General features: G+C 63.1%; 16 protein-coding genes. 14 read left to right on the forward strand and 2 right to left on the reverse strand.

Annotation, left to right across the window (positions count from 1 at the left end; genetic code table 11):
• The first annotated feature begins 98 nt into the window (after positions 1–98).
• Genes AC07PQ_RS18080 through AC07PQ_RS18090 form a run of 3 tightly spaced genes read left to right on the forward strand, consistent with a single transcriptional unit; the run spans position 99 to position 2,561 of the window.
• Positions 99–1,124 carry an aminoglycoside phosphotransferase family protein gene (locus AC07PQ_RS18080; protein ID WP_150053380.1) on the forward strand — a complete coding sequence of 342 codons (1,026 nt, stop codon included), beginning with the start codon at positions 99–101 and terminating at the stop codon, positions 1,122–1,124.
• The gene (gene murU, locus AC07PQ_RS18085) at positions 1,121–1,792 is read left to right on the forward strand and encodes an N-acetylmuramate alpha-1-phosphate uridylyltransferase MurU (protein ID WP_062824430.1); all 672 of its coding nucleotides are present in this window, start codon (positions 1,121–1,123) and stop codon (positions 1,790–1,792) included. The genes AC07PQ_RS18080 and murU overlap by 4 nt, the downstream gene beginning before the upstream one ends.
• Before the next feature lies 1 nt (position 1,793).
• Positions 1,794–2,561 carry a TerB family tellurite resistance protein gene (locus tag AC07PQ_RS18090; RefSeq protein ID WP_053262871.1) on the forward strand — a complete coding sequence of 256 codons (768 nt, stop codon included), beginning with the start codon at positions 1,794–1,796 and terminating at the stop codon, positions 2,559–2,561.
• 106 nt (positions 2,562–2,667) lie between these two features.
• Here AC07PQ_RS18090 and AC07PQ_RS18095 read toward each other — a convergent pair whose 3' ends face one another.
• A complete protein-coding gene (locus AC07PQ_RS18095) occupies positions 2,668–3,666 on the reverse strand; it encodes an alpha/beta hydrolase family protein (RefSeq protein ID WP_493186001.1) in 999 nt (332 codons plus the stop codon).
• 74 nt (positions 3,667–3,740) lie between these two features.
• Between AC07PQ_RS18095 and AC07PQ_RS18100 the strand changes: the two genes are divergently transcribed.
• From AC07PQ_RS18100 to trpE, 10 genes are all read left to right on the forward strand, one after another.
• Positions 3,741–6,134, forward strand: a complete 2,394-nt coding sequence (locus AC07PQ_RS18100; RefSeq protein WP_493186002.1) for a PAS domain-containing sensor histidine kinase — start codon at positions 3,741–3,743, stop codon at positions 6,132–6,134.
• Between the two features lie 55 nt (positions 6,135–6,189).
• On the forward strand, positions 6,190–6,819 hold the full coding sequence (locus AC07PQ_RS18105; protein ID WP_007926150.1) for a response regulator: 630 nt from the start codon (positions 6,190–6,192) through the stop codon (positions 6,817–6,819).
• A gap of 349 nt (positions 6,820–7,168) precedes the next feature.
• Complete coding sequence (locus AC07PQ_RS18110; protein ID WP_007926151.1) at positions 7,169–8,293, forward strand: ABC transporter ATP-binding protein; 1,125 nt, start codon at positions 7,169–7,171, stop codon at positions 8,291–8,293.
• Between the two features lie 44 nt (positions 8,294–8,337).
• A complete protein-coding gene (locus tag AC07PQ_RS18115; protein WP_007926152.1) occupies positions 8,338–9,381 on the forward strand; it encodes an ABC transporter substrate-binding protein in 1,044 nt (347 codons plus the stop codon).
• A 68-nt stretch (positions 9,382–9,449) separates the two neighbouring features.
• The gene (locus tag AC07PQ_RS18120; RefSeq protein WP_007926153.1) at positions 9,450–10,697 is read left to right on the forward strand and encodes an ABC transporter permease; all 1,248 of its coding nucleotides are present in this window, start codon (positions 9,450–9,452) and stop codon (positions 10,695–10,697) included.
• A gap of 13 nt (positions 10,698–10,710) precedes the next feature.
• Positions 10,711–11,535 (forward strand): ABC transporter permease, encoded by an 825-nt coding sequence (locus AC07PQ_RS18125; protein WP_493186003.1) that lies wholly within the window; start codon positions 10,711–10,713, stop codon positions 11,533–11,535.
• Between the two features lie 132 nt (positions 11,536–11,667).
• Positions 11,668–12,816, forward strand: a complete 1,149-nt coding sequence (locus AC07PQ_RS18130; RefSeq protein ID WP_493186004.1) for an iron-containing alcohol dehydrogenase — start codon at positions 11,668–11,670, stop codon at positions 12,814–12,816.
• A gap of 79 nt (positions 12,817–12,895) precedes the next feature.
• Positions 12,896–13,570: a ribulose-phosphate 3-epimerase gene (rpe, locus tag AC07PQ_RS18135; protein WP_007926156.1), complete on the forward strand. Its 675-nt coding sequence runs from the start codon at positions 12,896–12,898 to the stop codon at positions 13,568–13,570.
• Positions 13,567–14,385 carry a phosphoglycolate phosphatase gene (locus tag AC07PQ_RS18140; protein WP_007926157.1) on the forward strand — a complete coding sequence of 273 codons (819 nt, stop codon included), beginning with the start codon at positions 13,567–13,569 and terminating at the stop codon, positions 14,383–14,385. The genes rpe and AC07PQ_RS18140 overlap by 4 nt, the downstream gene beginning before the upstream one ends.
• A gap of 70 nt (positions 14,386–14,455) precedes the next feature.
• The gene (gene trpE / locus AC07PQ_RS18145; protein ID WP_493186005.1) at positions 14,456–15,937 is read left to right on the forward strand and encodes an anthranilate synthase component I; all 1,482 of its coding nucleotides are present in this window, start codon (positions 14,456–14,458) and stop codon (positions 15,935–15,937) included.
• A 66-nt stretch (positions 15,938–16,003) separates the two neighbouring features.
• Here the strand turns inward: trpE and estP are convergent, their stop codons facing one another.
• Positions 16,004–17,914: an esterase EstP gene (gene estP / locus AC07PQ_RS18150; RefSeq protein ID WP_493186006.1), complete on the reverse strand. Its 1,911-nt coding sequence runs from the start codon at positions 17,912–17,914 to the stop codon at positions 16,004–16,006.
• A 408-nt stretch (positions 17,915–18,322) separates the two neighbouring features.
• Between estP and AC07PQ_RS18155 the strand changes: the two genes are divergently transcribed.
• Entirely contained in the window at positions 18,323–18,916 is a 594-nt protein-coding gene (locus AC07PQ_RS18155; RefSeq protein WP_007930170.1) for an aminodeoxychorismate/anthranilate synthase component II, read from the forward strand.
• Positions 18,917–18,920 lie beyond the last annotated feature (4 nt).

An 18,920-nucleotide genomic window follows, 5' to 3' on the forward strand; every position in this document is an offset into this window, starting at 1 on the left:
CCCGCGGTGTGGGCCGCACGCCTCTCGATGGTCTGAAAAAGATGCTGGATAATAAAGCATGACCCGCTTGACGGCTAGCGCCGTCGGAGACCCTTGCAATGCCTGACCAAGATGTACGCTTGCAACACCTGAAAGTTTGGCTCGATGAGCAGTTGTCGATTGTTTATGCCTCCAACGGATGGGGCCCCGTGCCCCTGGCCACATTGACCGCGGCCAGTAGCGACGCGAGTTTCCGGCGGTATTTCCGCTGGGAAGGCGAAGGCCGCAGCTTTGTCGTGATGGATGCTCCACCGCCCCAGGAAAACTGCAAACCCTTCGTGGATATCGCCCATCTGTTGGCAAAATCCGCAACCAATGTGCCGAAAATTTATGCAGAAGATTTGCCGCGCGGCTTTCTTTTGCTCAATGACCTGGGCAACAAGACCTATCTGGACGTGATCGACGGCGAAAATGCCGACGCTCTGTTCAAGGATGCGCTGCAAACCTTGCTGGCTTTCCAGCAGTTGCCGATGGATGCGCCGTTGCCCAGTTATGACGTCGCTTTGCTGCGCCGTGAGCTGGAACTGTTCCCCGAGTGGTACGTGGGGCGCGAGCTGGGCGTCGAGCTGAATGAGCGCCAGCGCGGCCAATGGCAGCGGGTCAGCGAGCTGCTGATCGAAAGCGCCCTGGCCCAGCCCAAGGTGCTGGTGCATCGTGACTATATGCCGCGCAACCTGATGCTCAGCGAACCCAATCCGGGCGTGCTGGATTTCCAGGACGCGGTCTACGGCCCGGTAACCTATGACGTCACCTGCCTGTTCAAGGATGCTTTTCTCAGCTGGCCCGAAGCGCGGGTGCGCGGTTGGCTGGAGGACTACTGGCAGCAAGCGTCCCGGCTCGGTATCGCGGTACAACCCGATTTCGAGGATTTCCTGCGCGCCAGCGACCTGATGGGCGTACAGCGCCATCTCAAGGTGATCGGGATCTTCGCGCGGATCTGCCACCGCGACGGCAAGCCCCGTTACCTGGGCGACGTGCCGCGTTTCTTCGCTTATATAGAGGCCGTCCTGGCCCGTCGGCCGGAGCTGGCGGAGTTGGGTGAACTGTTGGCCAGCCTGCGTCAACCGGTCGGAGCCTGTGTATGAAGGCAATGATTCTGGCCGCGGGCAAGGGCGAACGGATGCGCCCCTTGACCCTGACCACGCCCAAGCCATTGATCCGCGCCGCCGGTGTGCCGCTGATCGAGTACCACCTGAGGGCACTGGCCCGGGCGGGCTTTACCGAAATCGTCATCAACCACGCCTGGCTGGGGCAGCAGATCGAAGATCATCTGGGAGATGGTTCGCGCTTCGGCTTGAGCATCCGCTATTCGCCGGAGGGCGAGCCGCTGGAAACCGGCGGCGGTATTTTCCGCGCCTTGCCCTTGCTGGGCGACGAGCCTTTTGTGGTGGTCAATGGCGATGTCTGGACCGATTACGATTTCCGCTCGTTGAACCGTCCGCTGGATGCGTTGGCGCACCTGGTGCTGGTGGACAACCCGGCTCATCACACCGCCGGGGATTTCATCCTCAGCGATGCCCGGGTGCGGGACGCCGAGCCGGGCGCGCAGACCCTGACCTACAGCGGCATCGCGGTGTTGCACCCGGACCTGTTCCAGGGCTGCACACCGGGTGCGTTCAAGCTGGCGCCCCTGCTACGCAAGGCCATGGCCGATGGACAGGTCAGTGGCGAGCGTTTGCAGGGACACTGGGTCGATGTCGGCACCCATGAGCGTCTGGCGGAAGTCGAAACCTTGTTAGAAGCGAGTCGTTGATATGTTGTGGCCAGGGACTCTGATCGGAGCCGGGGCTGGCTTTGCCATAGCCAGTATCCCGGGGGCCATGCTGGGAGCGTTGCTGGGACAGGCGCTGGACCGGCGTTTGCAATTGCATAGCTGGGCCCAGGTGCGTGAGCGTCTGGGCGGTCGACCGGCGCTGCGCAACGATGAACTGCTGTTCGTGCTCTTGGGGCGGCTGGCGAAAAGCGATGGCCGGGTGGTCGATGGGCATATCCAGCAGGCGCGTCTGGAAATGCGTTCGCTGGACATGAGCGAAGCCGCGCAGCGCCGCGCCATTGCCGCGTTCAATCGGGGCAAGTCGGGTAACGATCGGCTACGGGGCTACCTGCGACGCCTGGCGACGCAGCCTCATGCTGCCGAGGGTGTGTTGCGCGCTTGCTGGCGGATGGTCTGGGCCGATGGCCGGGCCAGCCCCTCCGAGCGCGAGCTGATCCAGCTTTGGGGCAAGTGGCTGGGCTGGACTGTGCAGCAGGTGCAGGCGTTGGCGGCGGACTACGAGCCGAGCAAAAAGCCGTTGGCCAACAGCAGTGGCACCTATCAGGACGCGTTGCGCCTGCTCGGTGTCTCGGCGACCAGCGAGCCGTCGCAGATCAAGCGCGCCTACCGGCGCCTGCTCAGTCGCCATCACCCGGACAAGATTGCCGGCAGCGGCGCAAGCCCCTTGCAGGTGCGTGAAGCCACGGAGAAAACCCGCGAGCTGCACAGCGCTTACGCACTGATCCGCGAGCGTCGGGACTTTCGTTAGAGAGACTCGTTAGAGGGATGCGTTAGAGAGATTCGCTAGAGGGGAATGCCCCACGCCCGGCCCCGCACCTTGCCAAAAACAGGAGCGGGACCGGGCGCGGCGGGATTCAGTCTTGCGTGGGTTGCGGGCTCAGCCAGCCGCGTACGCGTCTGAACAGTTGCTCGTTTTCAGCCGTGCTGTTGCCCGGCAGGGCGTTGAGCGAGACCTGGGTGAAGTTGGCGTTCTTCTGGCGCTTGCTCGCCTGCAGGCGTTCCAGGGCGTTCTTGCGAGCCTGCGCGTTGTCCTTGTAGAAAAAATCGGCGGTCGCCAGCTTCAGGGTCGGCGTCAGTTCCGCCAGTCCGGGTTTGCCGATGGACGGGGTCTGGGCAGCCACCAGCACCAACTTTTGAATCTCCGGCGGCTGCTTTTCGCTCAGGTAGCGCGTGGCCCAGTAGGCGCCGCTGCCATGACCCAGCAACACAATGCTGCGGGCGTTCTGCTGCTGGGCGTAGGTCACCGCGGCGTCGATACGGGCAAAAATCCGCTCGGCGTCGGCCTTGGCCTGTTCTTCGCTACTCTCCACCACCGCGCGATCGGCGATCTCGGCTTCGCCACCGGCGGCCTGTTCGATCGGTTTGGGCGCTGCCGTGGCGGCATCTTTGCTGCTAGTGTCGGCGGTCGCGGGCGCAGGTTCGGCCTCGACGATGCGCGGTTGCGCCGCATCGCTCTGCAGGTCGGGCAAGGTCAGGCTCAGGCTGCTCCAGTCGGCATCCGGCAATCTGTTGCGCAAAGGGCCGATTGCCTGAGGCCAGTCAGCGGTTTCGCCAGCGCCCGGGATGATAATCACCGCGCCTTTGGGGTCGCTGGTGTTGGCGGGTTTCCACAGGGCCAGAAAGCTCTCGCTGCCGGCTTGCAGTGACTGTTGTTCGCTGGATGGCAGGACTCGTTCGAGGGCCGCTGCATCTTCCTGGCTACGCTCAAGGAGCGGCTGGCGTTCGGCCGGTTTTTCCGCGGCAGGCTGTTCTGCCGGGGCGGCTTGCGGATCGGCGGCCTCGACCGAAAAGGCACAAGGCAGGATCAGCGACAGGCACAATGCGGGCAGTGCCGTGCGGTGGACAAGGGACATCGGTTATTCCAGGCCAGAAGTAATCCCGGCAGCCTAATGGGTTGGTCAGTATTTGTCAGTGTGTGAGACTTCAGATGATGCGTTTTCGCTGCCTGTTGGTTATCGGCTGTATCTGCCTTCCCTTGATGGCCCGGGCGGTGCCTGCGCCACATATCGCCCAGGCGCAGTGGAGCCCCGCACAACAGCAGTGGCTGGAGCAGCACCGGGAATTGCGGGTCGGCGTGGTGCTCCAGGCTCCCTATGCCCAGTACGACCGACGGCTGCAACGCTTGTCCGGCGCCAATATCGAACTGATGCAGTGGCTGGCCCAGGCGATGAAGGTCGAGCTGAGCTGGCGCAACTTTGCCGATCAGGCGCAACTGGAGGCGGCGGTGCGTGCCGGTGAAGTGGATATGGCCCCGGGCCTGAGCCAGACCCCGGCCGGTCTGCGGCTCTGGCAGTTTTCCGACCCCTATATGCGCGTGCCGCAACTGGTGGTCGGCGAGCAGAAGGGCGCTGGCGCGGTGGAGCTGGAAAAGCTCGACAGCCAGACCCGCGTGGCGGTGCGCATGCCCAGTGCGGTGGCGGACTACCTGCGGGCGACCTATTCCAACCTCAATCTGCAGGGCGTGCCCCTGGAGCGCCAGGCCCTGCAATTGCTGCTCAGCCAGCAGGCGCGTTATGCGGTGATCGATGAAGCGCAGCTCAGTCGTTTGTCGGCGGAGCCGGAGTTCGCCGGCCTGGCGGTGGTGGGCGATATCGGCCTGCCGCAACTGTTGCGGGTGGCGACCCGGCGCGATTGGCCCGAGCTGGCGGACATCGTGCAGCGCGCCTTGCACGGTATCGCCGCCAAGGACCTGGAGCAGTTGCATAATCGCTGGCTGCAGCCCAAGTATCCGCGGTTGAGCGAGTCCCGCGGTTTCTGGCAGAACCTCAGCCTGCTGCTGGCCGTGCTGCTGTTGGCGAGCATGGCCATCGTTATCTGGCAGCGCCGCCAGCAACAGACGCTCGAGCAGCGGCTGCTGACCACCCGCGAGGACCTGGCCCGGCGCGAGGCCAGTGAAGAAGCCTTGCGCCTGACCCAGTTTTCCATCGACCAGAGCACGGTGGGCATTCTCTGGGTCAACTGGGACAGCCATGTGCGCTACGCCAATCGCGCGGCCGAAAGCATGCTGGGCTATGCGCCGGGGGCGGTGGTCGACCGGCCGTTGAGCGACTTCGAACCCAACCTGCACATGGACCGCTGGCTTGGCCTGTGGAAGCGCGCCCGGGCCAGCGAGGACGCGCCGCCCAGCTTCGAGACCCAGTGTGTCCGCGCCGATGGCAGCATCCTGCCGGCCGATGTGTCGCTGAGCTTTCTGCGTTTTCGCGATGGCGAGTACCTGGTGGTTTACCTCACAGACGTCACCGAGCGTCGTCGCGCCCTGGCCGCCCTGCAGGAAAGCGAGGCGCGATTGCAGGGGATCGCCGCCAATGTGCCGGGGCTGGTGTTCCGCCTGGAACGGGCACCGGTGACCGGGCAGATCGATTTCGCCTACATCAGCGAAGGCAGCGAGAGCCTGGTGGGTTATTCCCCGGCGACCCTCAGCCACCGCGACATAGGGCTGCGCAGCCTGGTGCATCCTGAGGACCGGGCCAGTTATCACCAGACCCAGGACCATGCCCTGGACACCGACAGCGACTGGTCCTGGCAGGGGCGGATCCTGACCCGCCAGGGCGAACAGCGCTGGGCGGAAATCAAAGCCATCACTCGCCAGCTTGAGGACGGCGCCTATGTCTGGGACGGCATCGTCTGGGACATCAGCGAAAGCAAGCGCATCGAACTGGAGCTGGCCAGTTCGCGCGAACAACTGCGCGAGCTGTCGGCGCATCTGGAAAGCGTGCGCGAAGAGGAAAAGGCCCGCATCGCCCGGGAGGTGCACGACGAGTTGGGGCAGATGCTCACCGTGCTCAAGCTGGAGACCTCGATGTGCGAGCTGGCCTACGCGCAGCTCGATCCGGGGCTGCACGAACGCCTGAACAGCATGAAGCGCCTGATCGCCCAGTTGTTCCAGTTGGTGCGCGATGTGGCCACGGCCTTGCGCCCGCCGATTCTCGATGCCGGGATCGCGTCGGCCATCGAATGGCAGGCGCGGCGTTTCGAGGCGCGCACGCAGATTCCTTGCCTGGTGCAGGTGCCCGACAATCTGCCGGTGCTCAGCGACGCCAAGGCCATCGGTCTGTTCCGCATCCTCCAGGAGGCGCTGACCAACGTGATGCGCCATGCACAGGCGCATACTGTCGAACTGACCCTGAGCCTCGAGCAGAACCAACTGTGCATGACCATCAGCGACGACGGCCAGGGTTTCGTGGTCGAGACCGGGCGGCCGACGTCCTTCGGCCTGGTGGGCATGCGCGAGCGGGTGCTGATCATGGGCGGTAGCCTGAGCCTGGACAGTCAGCTGGGCGAAGGCACCACCCTGAGCGTGACTGTGCCGCTGGACCTGTAGGCGCGAGCAGATTCACTGCTGCAGAGATCATTACCAATAAGAAGAGGTACGAGCTGTGATCCGTGTACTGGTAGCCGAAGACCACACCATCGTTCGCGAAGGCATCAAGCAGTTGATCGGCCTGGCCAAGGACCTGACGGTGGTGGGGGAGGCGAGCAATGGCGAGCAGCTATTGGAAACCCTGCGCCACGTGCCTTGCGAGGTGGTGCTGTTGGATATTTCCATGCCTGGCGTCAACGGCCTGGAGGCGATCCCGCGGATCCGCGCGCTGAACAATCCGCCGGCGATCTTGGTGCTGTCGATGCATGACGAGGCGCAGATGGCGGCCCGGGCGCTGAAGGTGGGGGCGGCCGGTTATGCCACCAAGGACAGCGACCCGGCGCTGCTGCTGACGGCGATCCGCAAGGTGGCGGCGGGCGGGCGTTATATCGACCCGGAGCTGGCCGACCGGATGGTCTTCGAAGTCGGCCTGACGGACACCCGGCCCCTGCATTCCCTGCTGTCGGAGCGCGAGTTTTCCGTGTTCGAACGGCTGGCCCAGGGTGCCAACGTCAACGATATCGCCCAACAGCTGGCCTTGAGCAGCAAGACCATCAGTACCCACAAGGCGCGGCTGATGCAGAAGCTCAACATCACCTCCCTGGCCGAGCTGGTGAAGTACGCGATGGAGCACAAGCTGCTCTGAATGGATCTGTAGCCGCTGCCGCAGGCTGCGATCGACAGCGCAGCTGTCGCTAAACCTGGCCCTGAGGATTTTCAGCTCAATCGCGCTGCCTGGATCACGAGTGCTTCGCCCTCGATCGCAGCCTGCGGCAGCGGCTACACGTACCTATTTGCGACACGAAAACCGGCTTATGGCCATGATCCTCGCCGGGCTTGTGCCGGGACTTGTCCAATCGCGCCATCCTTGTAGGGGGATTCCTACAAGGAACCTTCCATCCGGCTGAGGCCAATCTCTCATACCCCCCGATTTGCGCGGCTTGTGGCCTCCACTAGGCTTAGTCCACAGCCGTCAAAAAACAAAAGGTGTGGGTATGAGCGAGGTCGATTCAAGCGCTGGGACGAGTGATGTACTGGTCAGTTTCCGTGGTGTGCAAAAGAGCTACGACGGCGAAAACCTGATCGTCAAAGACCTCAACCTGGACATTCGCAAAGGCGAGTTCCTTACCCTGCTCGGGCCATCCGGCTCCGGCAAGACCACCAGCCTGATGATGCTGGCTGGCTTCGAGACCCCGACCGCCGGGGAGATCCAGCTGGCCGGGCGGGCGATCAACAACGTGCCGCCGCACAAGCGCGATATCGGCATGGTGTTCCAGAACTATGCGTTGTTCCCGCACATGACCGTGGCCGAGAACCTGGCGTTCCCGCTGTCGGTGCGCGGCCTGAGCAAGACCGATATCAGCGAGCGGGTCAAACGCGTGCTGAGCATGGTCCAGCTTGAATCCTTCGCCCAGCGTTATCCGGCGCAGCTGTCCGGTGGCCAGCAGCAGCGGGTGGCCCTGGCCCGGGCGCTGGTGTTCGAGCCGCAGCTGGTGCTGATGGACGAACCTCTCGGCGCGCTGGACAAACAGCTGCGCGAACACATGCAGATGGAAATCAAGCACCTGCACCAACGCCTCGGCGTGACCGTGGTCTACGTGACCCACGACCAGGGCGAAGCCCTGACCATGTCCGACCGGGTCGCGGTGTTCCACCAGGGCGAGATCCAGCAGATCGCCCCGCCTCGGACCCTTTACGAAGAGCCGAAGAACACCTTTGTCGCCAACTTCATCGGCGAGAACAACCGCCTCAACGGCCGCCTGCACAGCCACAGCGGTGACCGCTGCGTGGTCGAGCTGGGACGCGGCGAGAAGGTCGAGGCGCTGGCGGTCAATGTCGGCAAGACCGGCGAGCCGGTGACCCTGTCGATTCGTCCGGAGCGTGTGAGCCTCAATGGCTCCAGCGAAAGTTGTGTCAACCGCTTCTCAGGGAGGGTGGCGGAATTCATCTATCTGGGCGACCACGTCCGGGTTCGCCTGGAAGTCTGTGGCAAGACCGACTTCTTCGTGAAACAGCCGATTGCCGAGCTCGATCCGGAGCTGGCGGTGGGCGATGTGGTTCCGCTTGGCTGGCAGGTCGAGCACGTTCGCGCGCTCGACCCACTTCTAGAGGCGCATTGATCGCCCCCTTGCTTCACCAACCCTGCACGTGGAGAGAACAATAAATGTTGAGATCCCTGAAATTCACCGCTTTGACATTGGGCCTGATGGGCGCATCGCACGCGATGGCGGCGGGTCCGGACCTGACCGTGGTGTCCTTTGGCGGGGCGAACAAGGCGGCCCAGGTCAAGGCCTTCTATGCCCCGTGGGAAGCCGCGGGCAACGGCAAGATCGTCGCTGGCGAATACAACGGCGAGATGGCCAAGGTCAAAGCCATGGTCGATACCAAGAGCGTGTCCTGGGACCTGGTGGAAGTCGAGTCGCCGGAGCTGTCCCGCGGTTGCGACGAAGACATGTTCGAGCAGCTCGACCCCGAGCTGTTCGGCAAGCCCGAGGATTACGTCAAGGGCGCGATCCAGCCTTGTGGCGTGGGGTTCTTCGTCTGGTCGACCGTCCTGGCCTATAACGCCGACAAGCTGAAGACCGCGCCGACCAGCTGGGCGGATTTCTGGGACACCCAGAAATTCCCGGGCAAGCGCGGCCTGCGCAAGGGCGCCAAGTACACCCTGGAATTCGCCCTGATGGCCGACGGCGTCGCGCCCAAGGATGTGTACAAGGTGCTGGCCGGCAAGGACGGCCAGGATCGTGCCTTCAAGAAGCTCGATGAACTCAAGCCGAGCATCCAGTGGTGGGAAGCCGGCGCCCAGCCGCCGCAGTACCTGGCTTCCGGTGACGTGGTCATGAGTTCGGCCTACAACGGCCGGATCGCCGCGGTACAGAAGGAAAGCAACCTGAAAGTCGTGTGGAATGGCGGTATCTACGACTTCGACGCCTGGGCCATTCCGAAAGGCCTGGACAAGACCCGCGCCGAAGCGGCGAAGAAATTCATCGCCTTCTCGGTGCAGCCGCAGCAGCAGAAGACCTACTCGGAAAACATCGCCTACGGTCCGGCCAATACCCAGGCGGTTCCGCTGCTGGCCAAGGACATCCTGAAAGACATGCCGACCACCCCGGAAAACATCGCCAACCAGGTGCAGATCGACGTCAGCTTCTGGGCTGACAACGGTGAGCAACTGGAACAGCGTTTCAACTCGTGGGCGGCCAAGTAAGGCGTCATGCATGGGCGGCGTCACCCGCGGGTGACGCCGTTACCGTTTAAAGATTTGCGGAGTTCGTCATGGCCATTAGCGTTCCCCTGAACGAGGTCACCAGCCCCAGCCTCAAGCAGCGCCTGGCGCGTGCCGAGCGGGTCAACCGCTGGAAAGCGCAAGCGTTGATCGCGCCGCTGGTGCTGTTCCTGCTGCTGGTGTTTCTCGTGCCTATCGCCGCGCTGCTGTACAAGAGCGTCGGTAACCCGGAAGTGGTCGAAGGCATGCCGCGCACCGTGGTCGCCGTGGCCGGTTGGGACGGACGTGGTCTGCCGGCCGAGCCGGTGTACAAGGCGCTGAGCGAGGATTTGGCCGAAGCGCGCAAGCAGCAAACCCTGGGCGATCTGTCCAAGCGACTGAACATGGAGTTGGCCGGCTATCGCAGCCTGCTGACCAAAACCGCCCGGGCCCTGCCGTTCAAGGAGGAACCGGCTTCCTATAAAGAAGCGCTGGAGGCCATCGACGAGCGTTGGGGCGACCCGGCCTACTGGCAGGCGGTACGCCGCAACACCAGCAACCTGACGCCGTTCTACCTGTTGGCCGCCGTCGACCATCGGATCGACGACCTGGGGGAGATCGCCCCGGCGACCCCTGACCAGGCCATCTACCTGGATATCTTCGCCCGGACTTTCTGGATGGGCCTGGTGATTACCGGTATCTGCCTGGTGCTGGCCTATCCCCTGGCTTACCTGCTGGCCAACCTGCCGGCGCGCCAGAGCAACCTGCTGATGATTCTGGTGCTGCTGCCGTTCTGGACTTCGATCCTGGTGCGTGTGGCGGCGTGGATCGTGCTGCTGCAATCGGGCGGCCTGATCAACAGCGCGCTGATGGCCATGGGTGTGATCGACAAGCCGCTGGAACTGGTGTTCAACCGCACCGGGGTCTACATCTCCATGGTGCACATCTTGCTGCCGTTCATGATCCTGCCGATCTACAGCGTGATGAAAGGCATCTCGCCGACCTATATGCGTGCGGCGATTTCCCTCGGCTGCCACCCGTTCGCCAGCTTCTGGCGGGTGTATTTCCCGCAGACCTATGCCGGCGTCGGCGCCGGTTGCCTGCTGGTGTTCATCCTCGCCATCGGCTACTACATCACCCCGGCGTTGCTGGGCAGCCCGAACGACCAGATGGTCAGCTACTTCGTCGCCTTCTACACCAACACCAGCATCAACTGGGGCATGGCGACCGCGCTGGGCGGCCTGCTGCTGTTGGCGACCATCGTGCTGTATCTGATTTACAGCTGGCTGGTGGGCGCCAGTCGCCTGCGCCTGAGCTAAGGAGAGAATCGAAATGCTGAACCCTTACATGTCGCCCGTCGAGCGGGTCTGGTTCTACAGCTTGCGGATTCTCTGCGGCGTGATCCTGTTGTTCCTGATCCTGCCGGTGCTGGTGATCATTCCGCTGTCGTTCAACTCGGGCAGCTTCCTGGTGTACCCGCTGCAAGGCTTCTCGCTGCAGTGGTATCACGATTTCTTCGGCTCGGCGGAATGGATGCGCGCCCTGAAGAACAGCATCATCGTCGCCCCGGCGGCCACGGTGCTGGCGATGGTTTTCGGCACGCTGGCGGCCATCGGCCTGACCCGCGGCGACTTCCCCGGCAAGGCGCTGGTGATGGCGCTGGTGATTTCGCCGATGGTGGTGCCGGTGGTGATCATCGGCGTGGCCAGCTACCTGTTCTTCGCGCCCCTGGGCATGGGCAACAGCTTCTTCTCGCTGATCATCGTCCACGCTGTACTAGGCGTGCCGTTCGTGATCATCACGGTCTCGGCCACCTTGCAGGGCTTCAACCAGAACCTGGTGCGGGCCGCGGCCAGCCTTGGCGCTTCGCCGCTGACGGCGTTCCGCCGGGTGACCCTGCCGTTGATCGCGCCGGGGGTGATCAGCGGCGCGCTGTTCGCCTTTGCCACCTCGTTCGATGAAGTGGTGGTCACGCTGTTCCTCGCCGGCCCCGAGCAAGCCACCTTGCCCCGGCAGATGTTCAGCGGTATTCGCGAAAACCTCAGCCCGACCATCGCCGCTGCGGCGACACTGCTGATCGCATTCTCGGTGATTCTGCTGCTGACCCTGGAATGGCTGCGTGGCCGCAGCGAAAAACTGCGTACCGCTCCGGTCTGATCGCCACTGACAGATCGCTCCCGCGCCGGCCGTGGGGGCGATCTGCTCCGGCATTCATCGCTGAAATAGCAGACAACCCTCAATCCCCAGCTACTCTTGTGCCAGCTCCCACCTATATAAGAGGCCGCGCCCATGAGTCTTTCCTCTTTCAAAATCGCCCACAAACTGCTCACCGGCTCCGCCGCGATCGAGCAACTGTCCACCGAACTGAGCCGCCTGGATATCGATAACCCGCTGATCGTCACCGATGCCGCGCTGGTCAAGTCCGGTACCGTGGAGCTGGCACTGGCACAACTGGGGGGGCGGGACTACGAGATTTTCGACCGGGTGCTGCCCGACCCGGAAATCGCCATCGTCGAAGACTGCATGCAGGTTTACCGCGAGGGTGGGCACGACGGGCTGATCGGCCTGGGCGGCGGCAGCGCCATCGATATCGCCAAAAGCGTCGCGGCCTACGCCGGTTATCACGGGGCGCTGGAAGACCTGTTCGGGATCGACCAGGTGCCGCGCAAGGGGCCGCCGCTGATTGCCATTCCCACCACGGCGGGCACTGGCTCCGAAGTCACCAATGTGGCGATTCTCTCGGACAAGGTCGCGCAGCTGAAAAAGGGCATTGTCAGCGATTACCTGTTGCCGGATGTGGCGCTGGTCAGCCCGCAGATGACCCTGACCTGCCCGCGCAGTGTGACTGCCGCCAGCGGTGTCGATGCCCTGGTGCATGCCATCGAGTCGTATCTGTCGCTCAACGCCTCGCCCATCACCGACTCCCTGGCCCTTGGCGCCATCAAGCTGATCGCCCAGGCGCTGCCCAAGGCATACGCCAATCCCGCCCACCAGCAGGCCCGCGAAGACATGGCCACCGCCAGCCTGATGGCCGGCATGGCCTTCGGCAACGCCGGGGTCGGCGCGGTGCATGCGCTGGCTTATCCACTGGGCGGGCGCTTCAACATCGCCCATGGCGTCAGCAATGCCTTGCTGCTGCCGTACGTCATGACCTGGAACAAGATGGCCTGTGTCGAGCGCATGCAGGATATCGCCGAGGCCATGGGGGTGAAGACCGCTCATCTGAGCGCGGCCGAGGCTGCCGACAAAGCGGTCGAGGCCATGACCCAGCTCTGCGCCGCGGTGGAGATTCCCTCGGGGCTGCGCAGCTTCGGGGTGCCGGAGGAGGCCATTCCGTCCATGGCGGTGGAGGCCGCGGGGATCGAGCGCCTGATGCGTAACAACCCGCGCAAACTGAGCCCGGGCGATATAGAGAAGATCTATCGCGCGGCTTACTGATCATCGCGGTCACGGTGCGCGCGCCAAAGCATGAGGTATACAATGCGCGCCACCGTGATTCTGCTCAAAAAGGTGCGTCATGCAGCCCTTCGCAATTGCTCCGTCGATCCTCTCCGCCGATTTCGCCCGTCTGGGCGAGGAAGTGGACAATGTTCTCGCCGCTGGCGCCGATATCGTGCACTTCGATGTCATGGACAATCATTACGTACCCAACCTGACCATTGGCCCGATGGTCTGCGCTGCCCTGCGTAAGTACGGCATCACCGCGCCGATCGACGCCCACCTGATGGTGAGCCCGGTGGATCGCATCATCGGCGACTTCATCGAGGCCGGTGCGACTTACATCACCTTCCACCCGGAAGCCACGCTGCACGTCGACCGTTCCCTGCAGATGATTCGCGAAGGCGGCTGCAAGGCTGGCCTGGTGTTCAACCCGGCCACCCCGCTGGACGTGCTCAAGTACGTCATGGACAAGGTCGACATGGTCCTGCTGATGAGCGTCAACCCGGGTTTCGGCGGCCAGAAGTTCATTCCGGGTACCCTCGACAAGCTGCGTGAGGCCCGTGCCCTGATCGACGCTTCCGGTCGCGATATCCGCCTGGAAATCGACGGCGGGGTGAATGTGCACAACATTCGTGAAATCGCTGCCGCGGGTGCCGATACCTTCGTCGCGGGCTCGGCGATCTTCAATGCGCCGAACTACCGGGACGTGATCGAGAAGATGCGCGCCGAACTGGCGCTGGCCCGTCCATGAGCGGTTTCGAGCAGCTGTTCCCGGGGCGTCTGCCGCGGCTGGTGATGTTCGACCTGGATGGCACCCTGGTCGATTCGGTTCCCGACCTCGCGGCGGCCGTGGACGACATGCTGCTCAAACTGGGGCGCCCGCCCGCCGGTATCGAGGCGGTGCGCGAGTGGGTCGGCAACGGCGTGCAGATGCTGGTGCGTCGGGCCCTGGCCAACGACATCGCGGCGCAGGGCGTCGACGATGTCGAGGCTGAGCGCGGGCTGGAGCTGTTCAACAATGCCTATGAGGATGGCCACGAACTGACCGTGGTCTACCCTGGCGTGCGCGACACCCTCAAATGGCTGCACAAGCAGGGCGTCGAAATGGCGCTGATCACCAATAAGCCGGAGCGTTTCGTCGCGCCCTTGCTGGATCAGATGAAGATCGGCCGTTATTTCCGCTGGATCATCGGTGGCGATACCCTGCCGCAGAAGAAACCCGACCCGGCAGCGCTGTTCTTCGTCATGAAAATGGCCAGTATCCCTGCCTCGCAATCGCTGTTCGTCGGTGACTCGCGCAGCGACGTGCAGGCGGCGAAAGCCGCGGGTGTAAAGTGCGTGGCATTGAGCTATGGCTACAACCACGGACGGCCGATTGCCGAGGAAATGCCGGCCCTGGTGATCGACGATCTGCGCCAGCTAATTCCCGGTTGCCTGGATCCGGCCGCTGAGATAACGTTGCCCGACGCTGTTCAATCCCCTCCTGGAAACGCCATCGTGGTGGTCACTCGCAAACTCTGGATGAAAGTCATCAAGGCCCTGGCCCGCTGGCGTTGGCGCGCCTGACTTGTTCCTGGCCGGTCTTCCGGCGCGTTTGCATACCTGACTGTCAGAACCTCAAGCCACGAGGCACCTCATGATCCGCGAAGAATTCCTGCGTTTGGCCGCTGCCGGCTACAACCGCATCCCGCTTGCCTGCGAAACCCTGGCTGACTTCGACACGCCGCTGTCGATCTACCTGAAACTGGCCGACCAGCCCAACTCCTACCTGCTGGAGTCGGTGCAGGGCGGCGAGAAGTGGGGCCGTTATTCGATCATCGGCTTGCCCTGCCGCACCGTGCTGCGGGTGCATGACCACCATGTCAGCATCACCGTCGATGGCGTCGAGACCGAAAGCCATGACGTGGCCGATCCGCTGGCGTTCGTCGAAGAGTTCAAGGCGCGCTACCAGGTGCCGACCATCGTGGGCCTGCCGCGCTTCAATGGTGGCCTGGTCGGCTACTTCGGTTACGACTGTGTGCGTTATGTGGAGAAGCGCCTGGGCAAATGTCCGAACCCGGATCCGATCGGTGTGCCGGACATTCTGCTGATGGTCTCCGACGCCGTGGTGGTGTTCGATAACCTCGCCGGCAAGATGCACGCCATCGTCCTCGCCGACCCGTCCCGGGACGATGCCTTCGAGCAAGGCCAGGCACGCCTGCAAGCGTTGCTGGAGAAGCTGCGCCAGCCCATCACCCCGCGTCCTGGCCTGGACTTCAGCAAGCAGCAGGCGGCCGACCCGGTGTTCCGCTCCAGCTTTACCCAGGGTGACTACGAGCGTGCCGTCGATACCATCAAGGAGTACATCCTGGCGGGCGACTGCATGCAGGTGGTGCCGTCGCAGCGCATGTCCATCGATTTCAAGGCGGCGCCGATTGACCTGTATCGCGCCCTGCGTTGCTTCAATCCGACGCCTTACATGTACTTCTTCAACTTCGGCGACTTCCATGTGGTCGGCAGTTCGCCGGAAGTGCTGGTGCGGGTCGAAGACAACCTGATCACCGTTCGCCCGATCGCCGGCACCCGTCCACGCGGCGCCAGCGAAGAGGCGGATCTGGCACTGGAGAAGGACCTGTTGTCCGATGACAAGGAAATCGCCGAACACCTGATGCTGATCGACCTGGGGCGCAACGACACCGGGCGGGTTTCCGAGATCGGTTCGGTGAAGCTCACCGAGAAGATGGTGATCGAGCGTTATTCCAACGTGATGCACATCGTTTCCAACGTCACTGGCCAGTTGAAGGCCGGACTGACCGCGATGGACGCGCTGCGGGCGATTCTGCCAGCGGGCACCTTGTCCGGCGCGCCGAAGATCCGCGCGATGGAAATCATCGACGAGCTGGAGCCGGTCAAGCGTGGTGTGTATGGCGGGGCGGTGGGGTATTTCGCCTGGAACGGCAACATGGACACGGCCATCGCCATTCGTACGGCGGTGATCAAGGACGGCGAGCTGCATGTGCAGGCCGGTGGCGGTATCGTCGCCGACTCGGTGCCTGCGCTGGAATGGGAAGAAACCCTGAACAAGCGTCGCGCGATGTTCCGCGCGGTGGCCTTGGCTGAGCAGACTCCCGATAGCTGAGTCGGACAACGAGCCATAAAAAAACGCTGCCTCCTCACGGAGGCAGCGTTTTTTATGGCCTGCGGTTCAGAAGTCGAGGCTGACCCCGACGTTGATGCCTTGCTGGGTGAAGTCATCGTCCTTGCGGATGTTGTAGCTGGCGCGCAAGGCCAGGTCCTGGGTGAGCTTGTGGCTGACCCCGAGGTTCAGGCGGTTGAGGTTGGTCTGCGGGGTATAGCCTTCGAGGGTGTAGCGGTTATCCGGCAGGCTGTTGAGGGCCATGGTCAGCTTCTGGGTATCGTCCTCGTATTCCTTTTCGTGGGCGATTTCGCCGAACACCTGGGTTTGCCGGGTGATCTGGTACTTGCCCTGCAGGCCGATGCCCAGGCGCCGCGACGTGCGTTTCTGGTCATCGAAGGTCAGCGCGGTGGAGTCGTTGCCGTCCTCGGAATAGCCGTCGACCTTGACCCGCGTATAGTCGGCGCTGATGAACGGCGACAGGTGCCACGGGCTGCTGGCCTGCTGCGCGATGTCGTAGCCCAGGCGAGCACTGAAGGCCAGGACATCGCCGCTGGTGTCGCCTTTTTCCCCGCGCTCGTTGGGCCCCAGGTCGAATTTGCGCTTGAGGTTGTTGTAGTCCAGGTGCCCGGCGGTGGCTGCCGCGTCGGCCCACCAGCGGTTTTGCTGGTACTGGACGAAGGCGGTGCCCAGGTAGGTGTTGAGTTTGTAGTCCGAGTCGTTGCTGCCCGCTTCGAGCTTCTGCCGATAGGCGCCGGCCAGCACGCCGACTCGCCAGGCCTCGTCGAGCCGGTAGCTGCCGCCGATGTTCAGGTTGAGGCCGTTGCCGTCGGCGCTGGCGCCGCTGCGCTGGCTGTCGAAGTCCTGGTGCTGGCCGCCCGCGGCGACAATCGCCCGCCATTGACCCACGTCCTGCCAGTTTTCCCAGTCGGCCTGCCACTGGTTGCGCAGCTCATCCTGATGCGCGCGCAGGGTGCCCTGGGCCATTTCCGGGAGCAGGGTTATTTCCCAGGGTGCCGCCAGCAGGGAGTAAGCGTAATCGGCGATCAGCCGCTGGCCGGCTTCGGTGGGGTGGACCCCGTCGTTGTAGATCAGCTTGCTCGGGTCCGGCGTGGCGCTGTGGATGCCATAACGGGCGTTTTCCGTGCAGCCATCGCCGCTGAAACAGGTGGCGGTGAGGTTCTGGTCGGTGGCCAGGCCAAACTGTGCCGGGTTGGCGAAGCTTTCTTTCAAGAGCGCGGGAATATTGAGAGGAATGACTTGCGCATCGACCGTCTGCAGCTGCCGGACCAGCTCGGTGTTGAATTGGGCGCTGAGCTGGGAAGTGAATTCCTGCAGTGGGCCGCCGTTGATCTTCGGGGTCAGGCCGATATCCGGCAGCAGCCAGACCATGATGTAGCGGGCGCCGGCCTGTTGCAGGGCTTGCAGGCTGTCGACCAGACGACCGGCCGCGGCGTTGGCCTGGTTGAAACTGGTGATGTAGCCTTGGAGGAAGTCGTTGCCGCCGCCCGTCAGGTAATACAAGGCGTTTGGATCGGCGCGGAAATTGTTGGTCGGCAGATAGCCGGGACGGCTACGGTCGCCGGTGGCCGAGGTGGTGGTAATCGAATTGAGAATCTGGTCGGTGCGATGACCGCCGACCGCCCAGTTATTGCCGTCAGGCAGGCCTTCGCTGGCGCGGGTGGATGAGGTCGAGGCGGCGAGCTGGTCGTCGGAGAAGCCCAGCTTGGCACCGAGCAATTGCGTCGAGTTGGCGGAACGAACTTCCCCGCTGCCATCCAGATAGACCGGGCCTGTGCGGTTGGTGAAACGTTGGGTGGCTCCCGCGGGGCCGCCGGGATCGACGAACTGCCCGGCATCGCTGAGGCTGTCGCCGAACACGATAAAGCTGGAATAGGGGGCGGGGGCTGCGATCGCTTGAGCGCAGGCCAAAGACAAAAGACTGCTGGTGAGTGGTGCGAACAACGTCTTTTTGATCATGAGCAAGTCCGTTTTATTTATTGTTGTAGAGAACGAAACGACAGTACCAAAAACTTTTGCGTTTCAGCTATGGCGATAAGCCATATCGCCTGTTTATCCGGGCTCGGGCCCCGCCATATTGCACCCTCTGCTCAGCTAAGTTACTGTGCCTGAACGTATGAATGAGACCTTCCCCGTGTTGATCGTCAGCAAACTCTTGATGCGAGTTGTTAAGGCACACGCCCGTTGGCGTTGGCGCGCCTAACTTTTCTCTGCCGGCCCGGCCGGACCTGTACCGTTTTGCCTTCTTTACCCCTGTTCGACTCCGCTTGTGCTGGTTGAGTGATTGCAACCTCCGGCGGGCCTGCCAGCGGGCAATCCACTGAAGGCTGTATTAAAAGTCAGTGAATTCAAGAGGTTGTAATCCCCATGTTGCTGATGATCGATAACTACGACTCCTTTACCTATAACGTTGTGCAATACCTTGGCGAGCTGGGTGCCGAGGTCAAGGTGGTGCGCAACGACGAACTGACCGTGGCTGAAATCGAAGCGCTCAACCCTGAGCGGATCGTCGTGTCGCCCGGTCCTTGCACGCCGACCGAAGCCGGTGTGTCCATCGAAGCGATCAAGCATTTCGCCGGCAAACTGCCGATCCTGGGTGTCTGCCTGGGCCACCAGTCCATTGGCCAGGCCTTTGGCGGCGATGTGGTGCGCGCGCGGCAGGTGATGCACGGTAAGACTAGCCCGGTATTTCACCAGGACAAGGGCGTATTCGCCGGTCTGAACCATCCGTTGACCGTGACCCGTTACCATTCCCTGGTGGTCAAGCACGATACGTTGCCGGACTGCCTCGAACTGACCGCCTGGACCCAGCTGGAAGACGGCTCCGTCGACGAGATCATGGGGCTGCGCCACAAGACGCTGAACATCGAGGGTGTGCAGTTTCACCCCGAGTCTATTCTCACCGAGCAGGGCCACGAGCTGTTCGCCAACTTCCTCAAACAGAGCGGCGGCACGCGCTAAGGAC

This window comes from Pseudomonas sp. GW821-FHT09E12 (genome assembly GCF_059416085.1).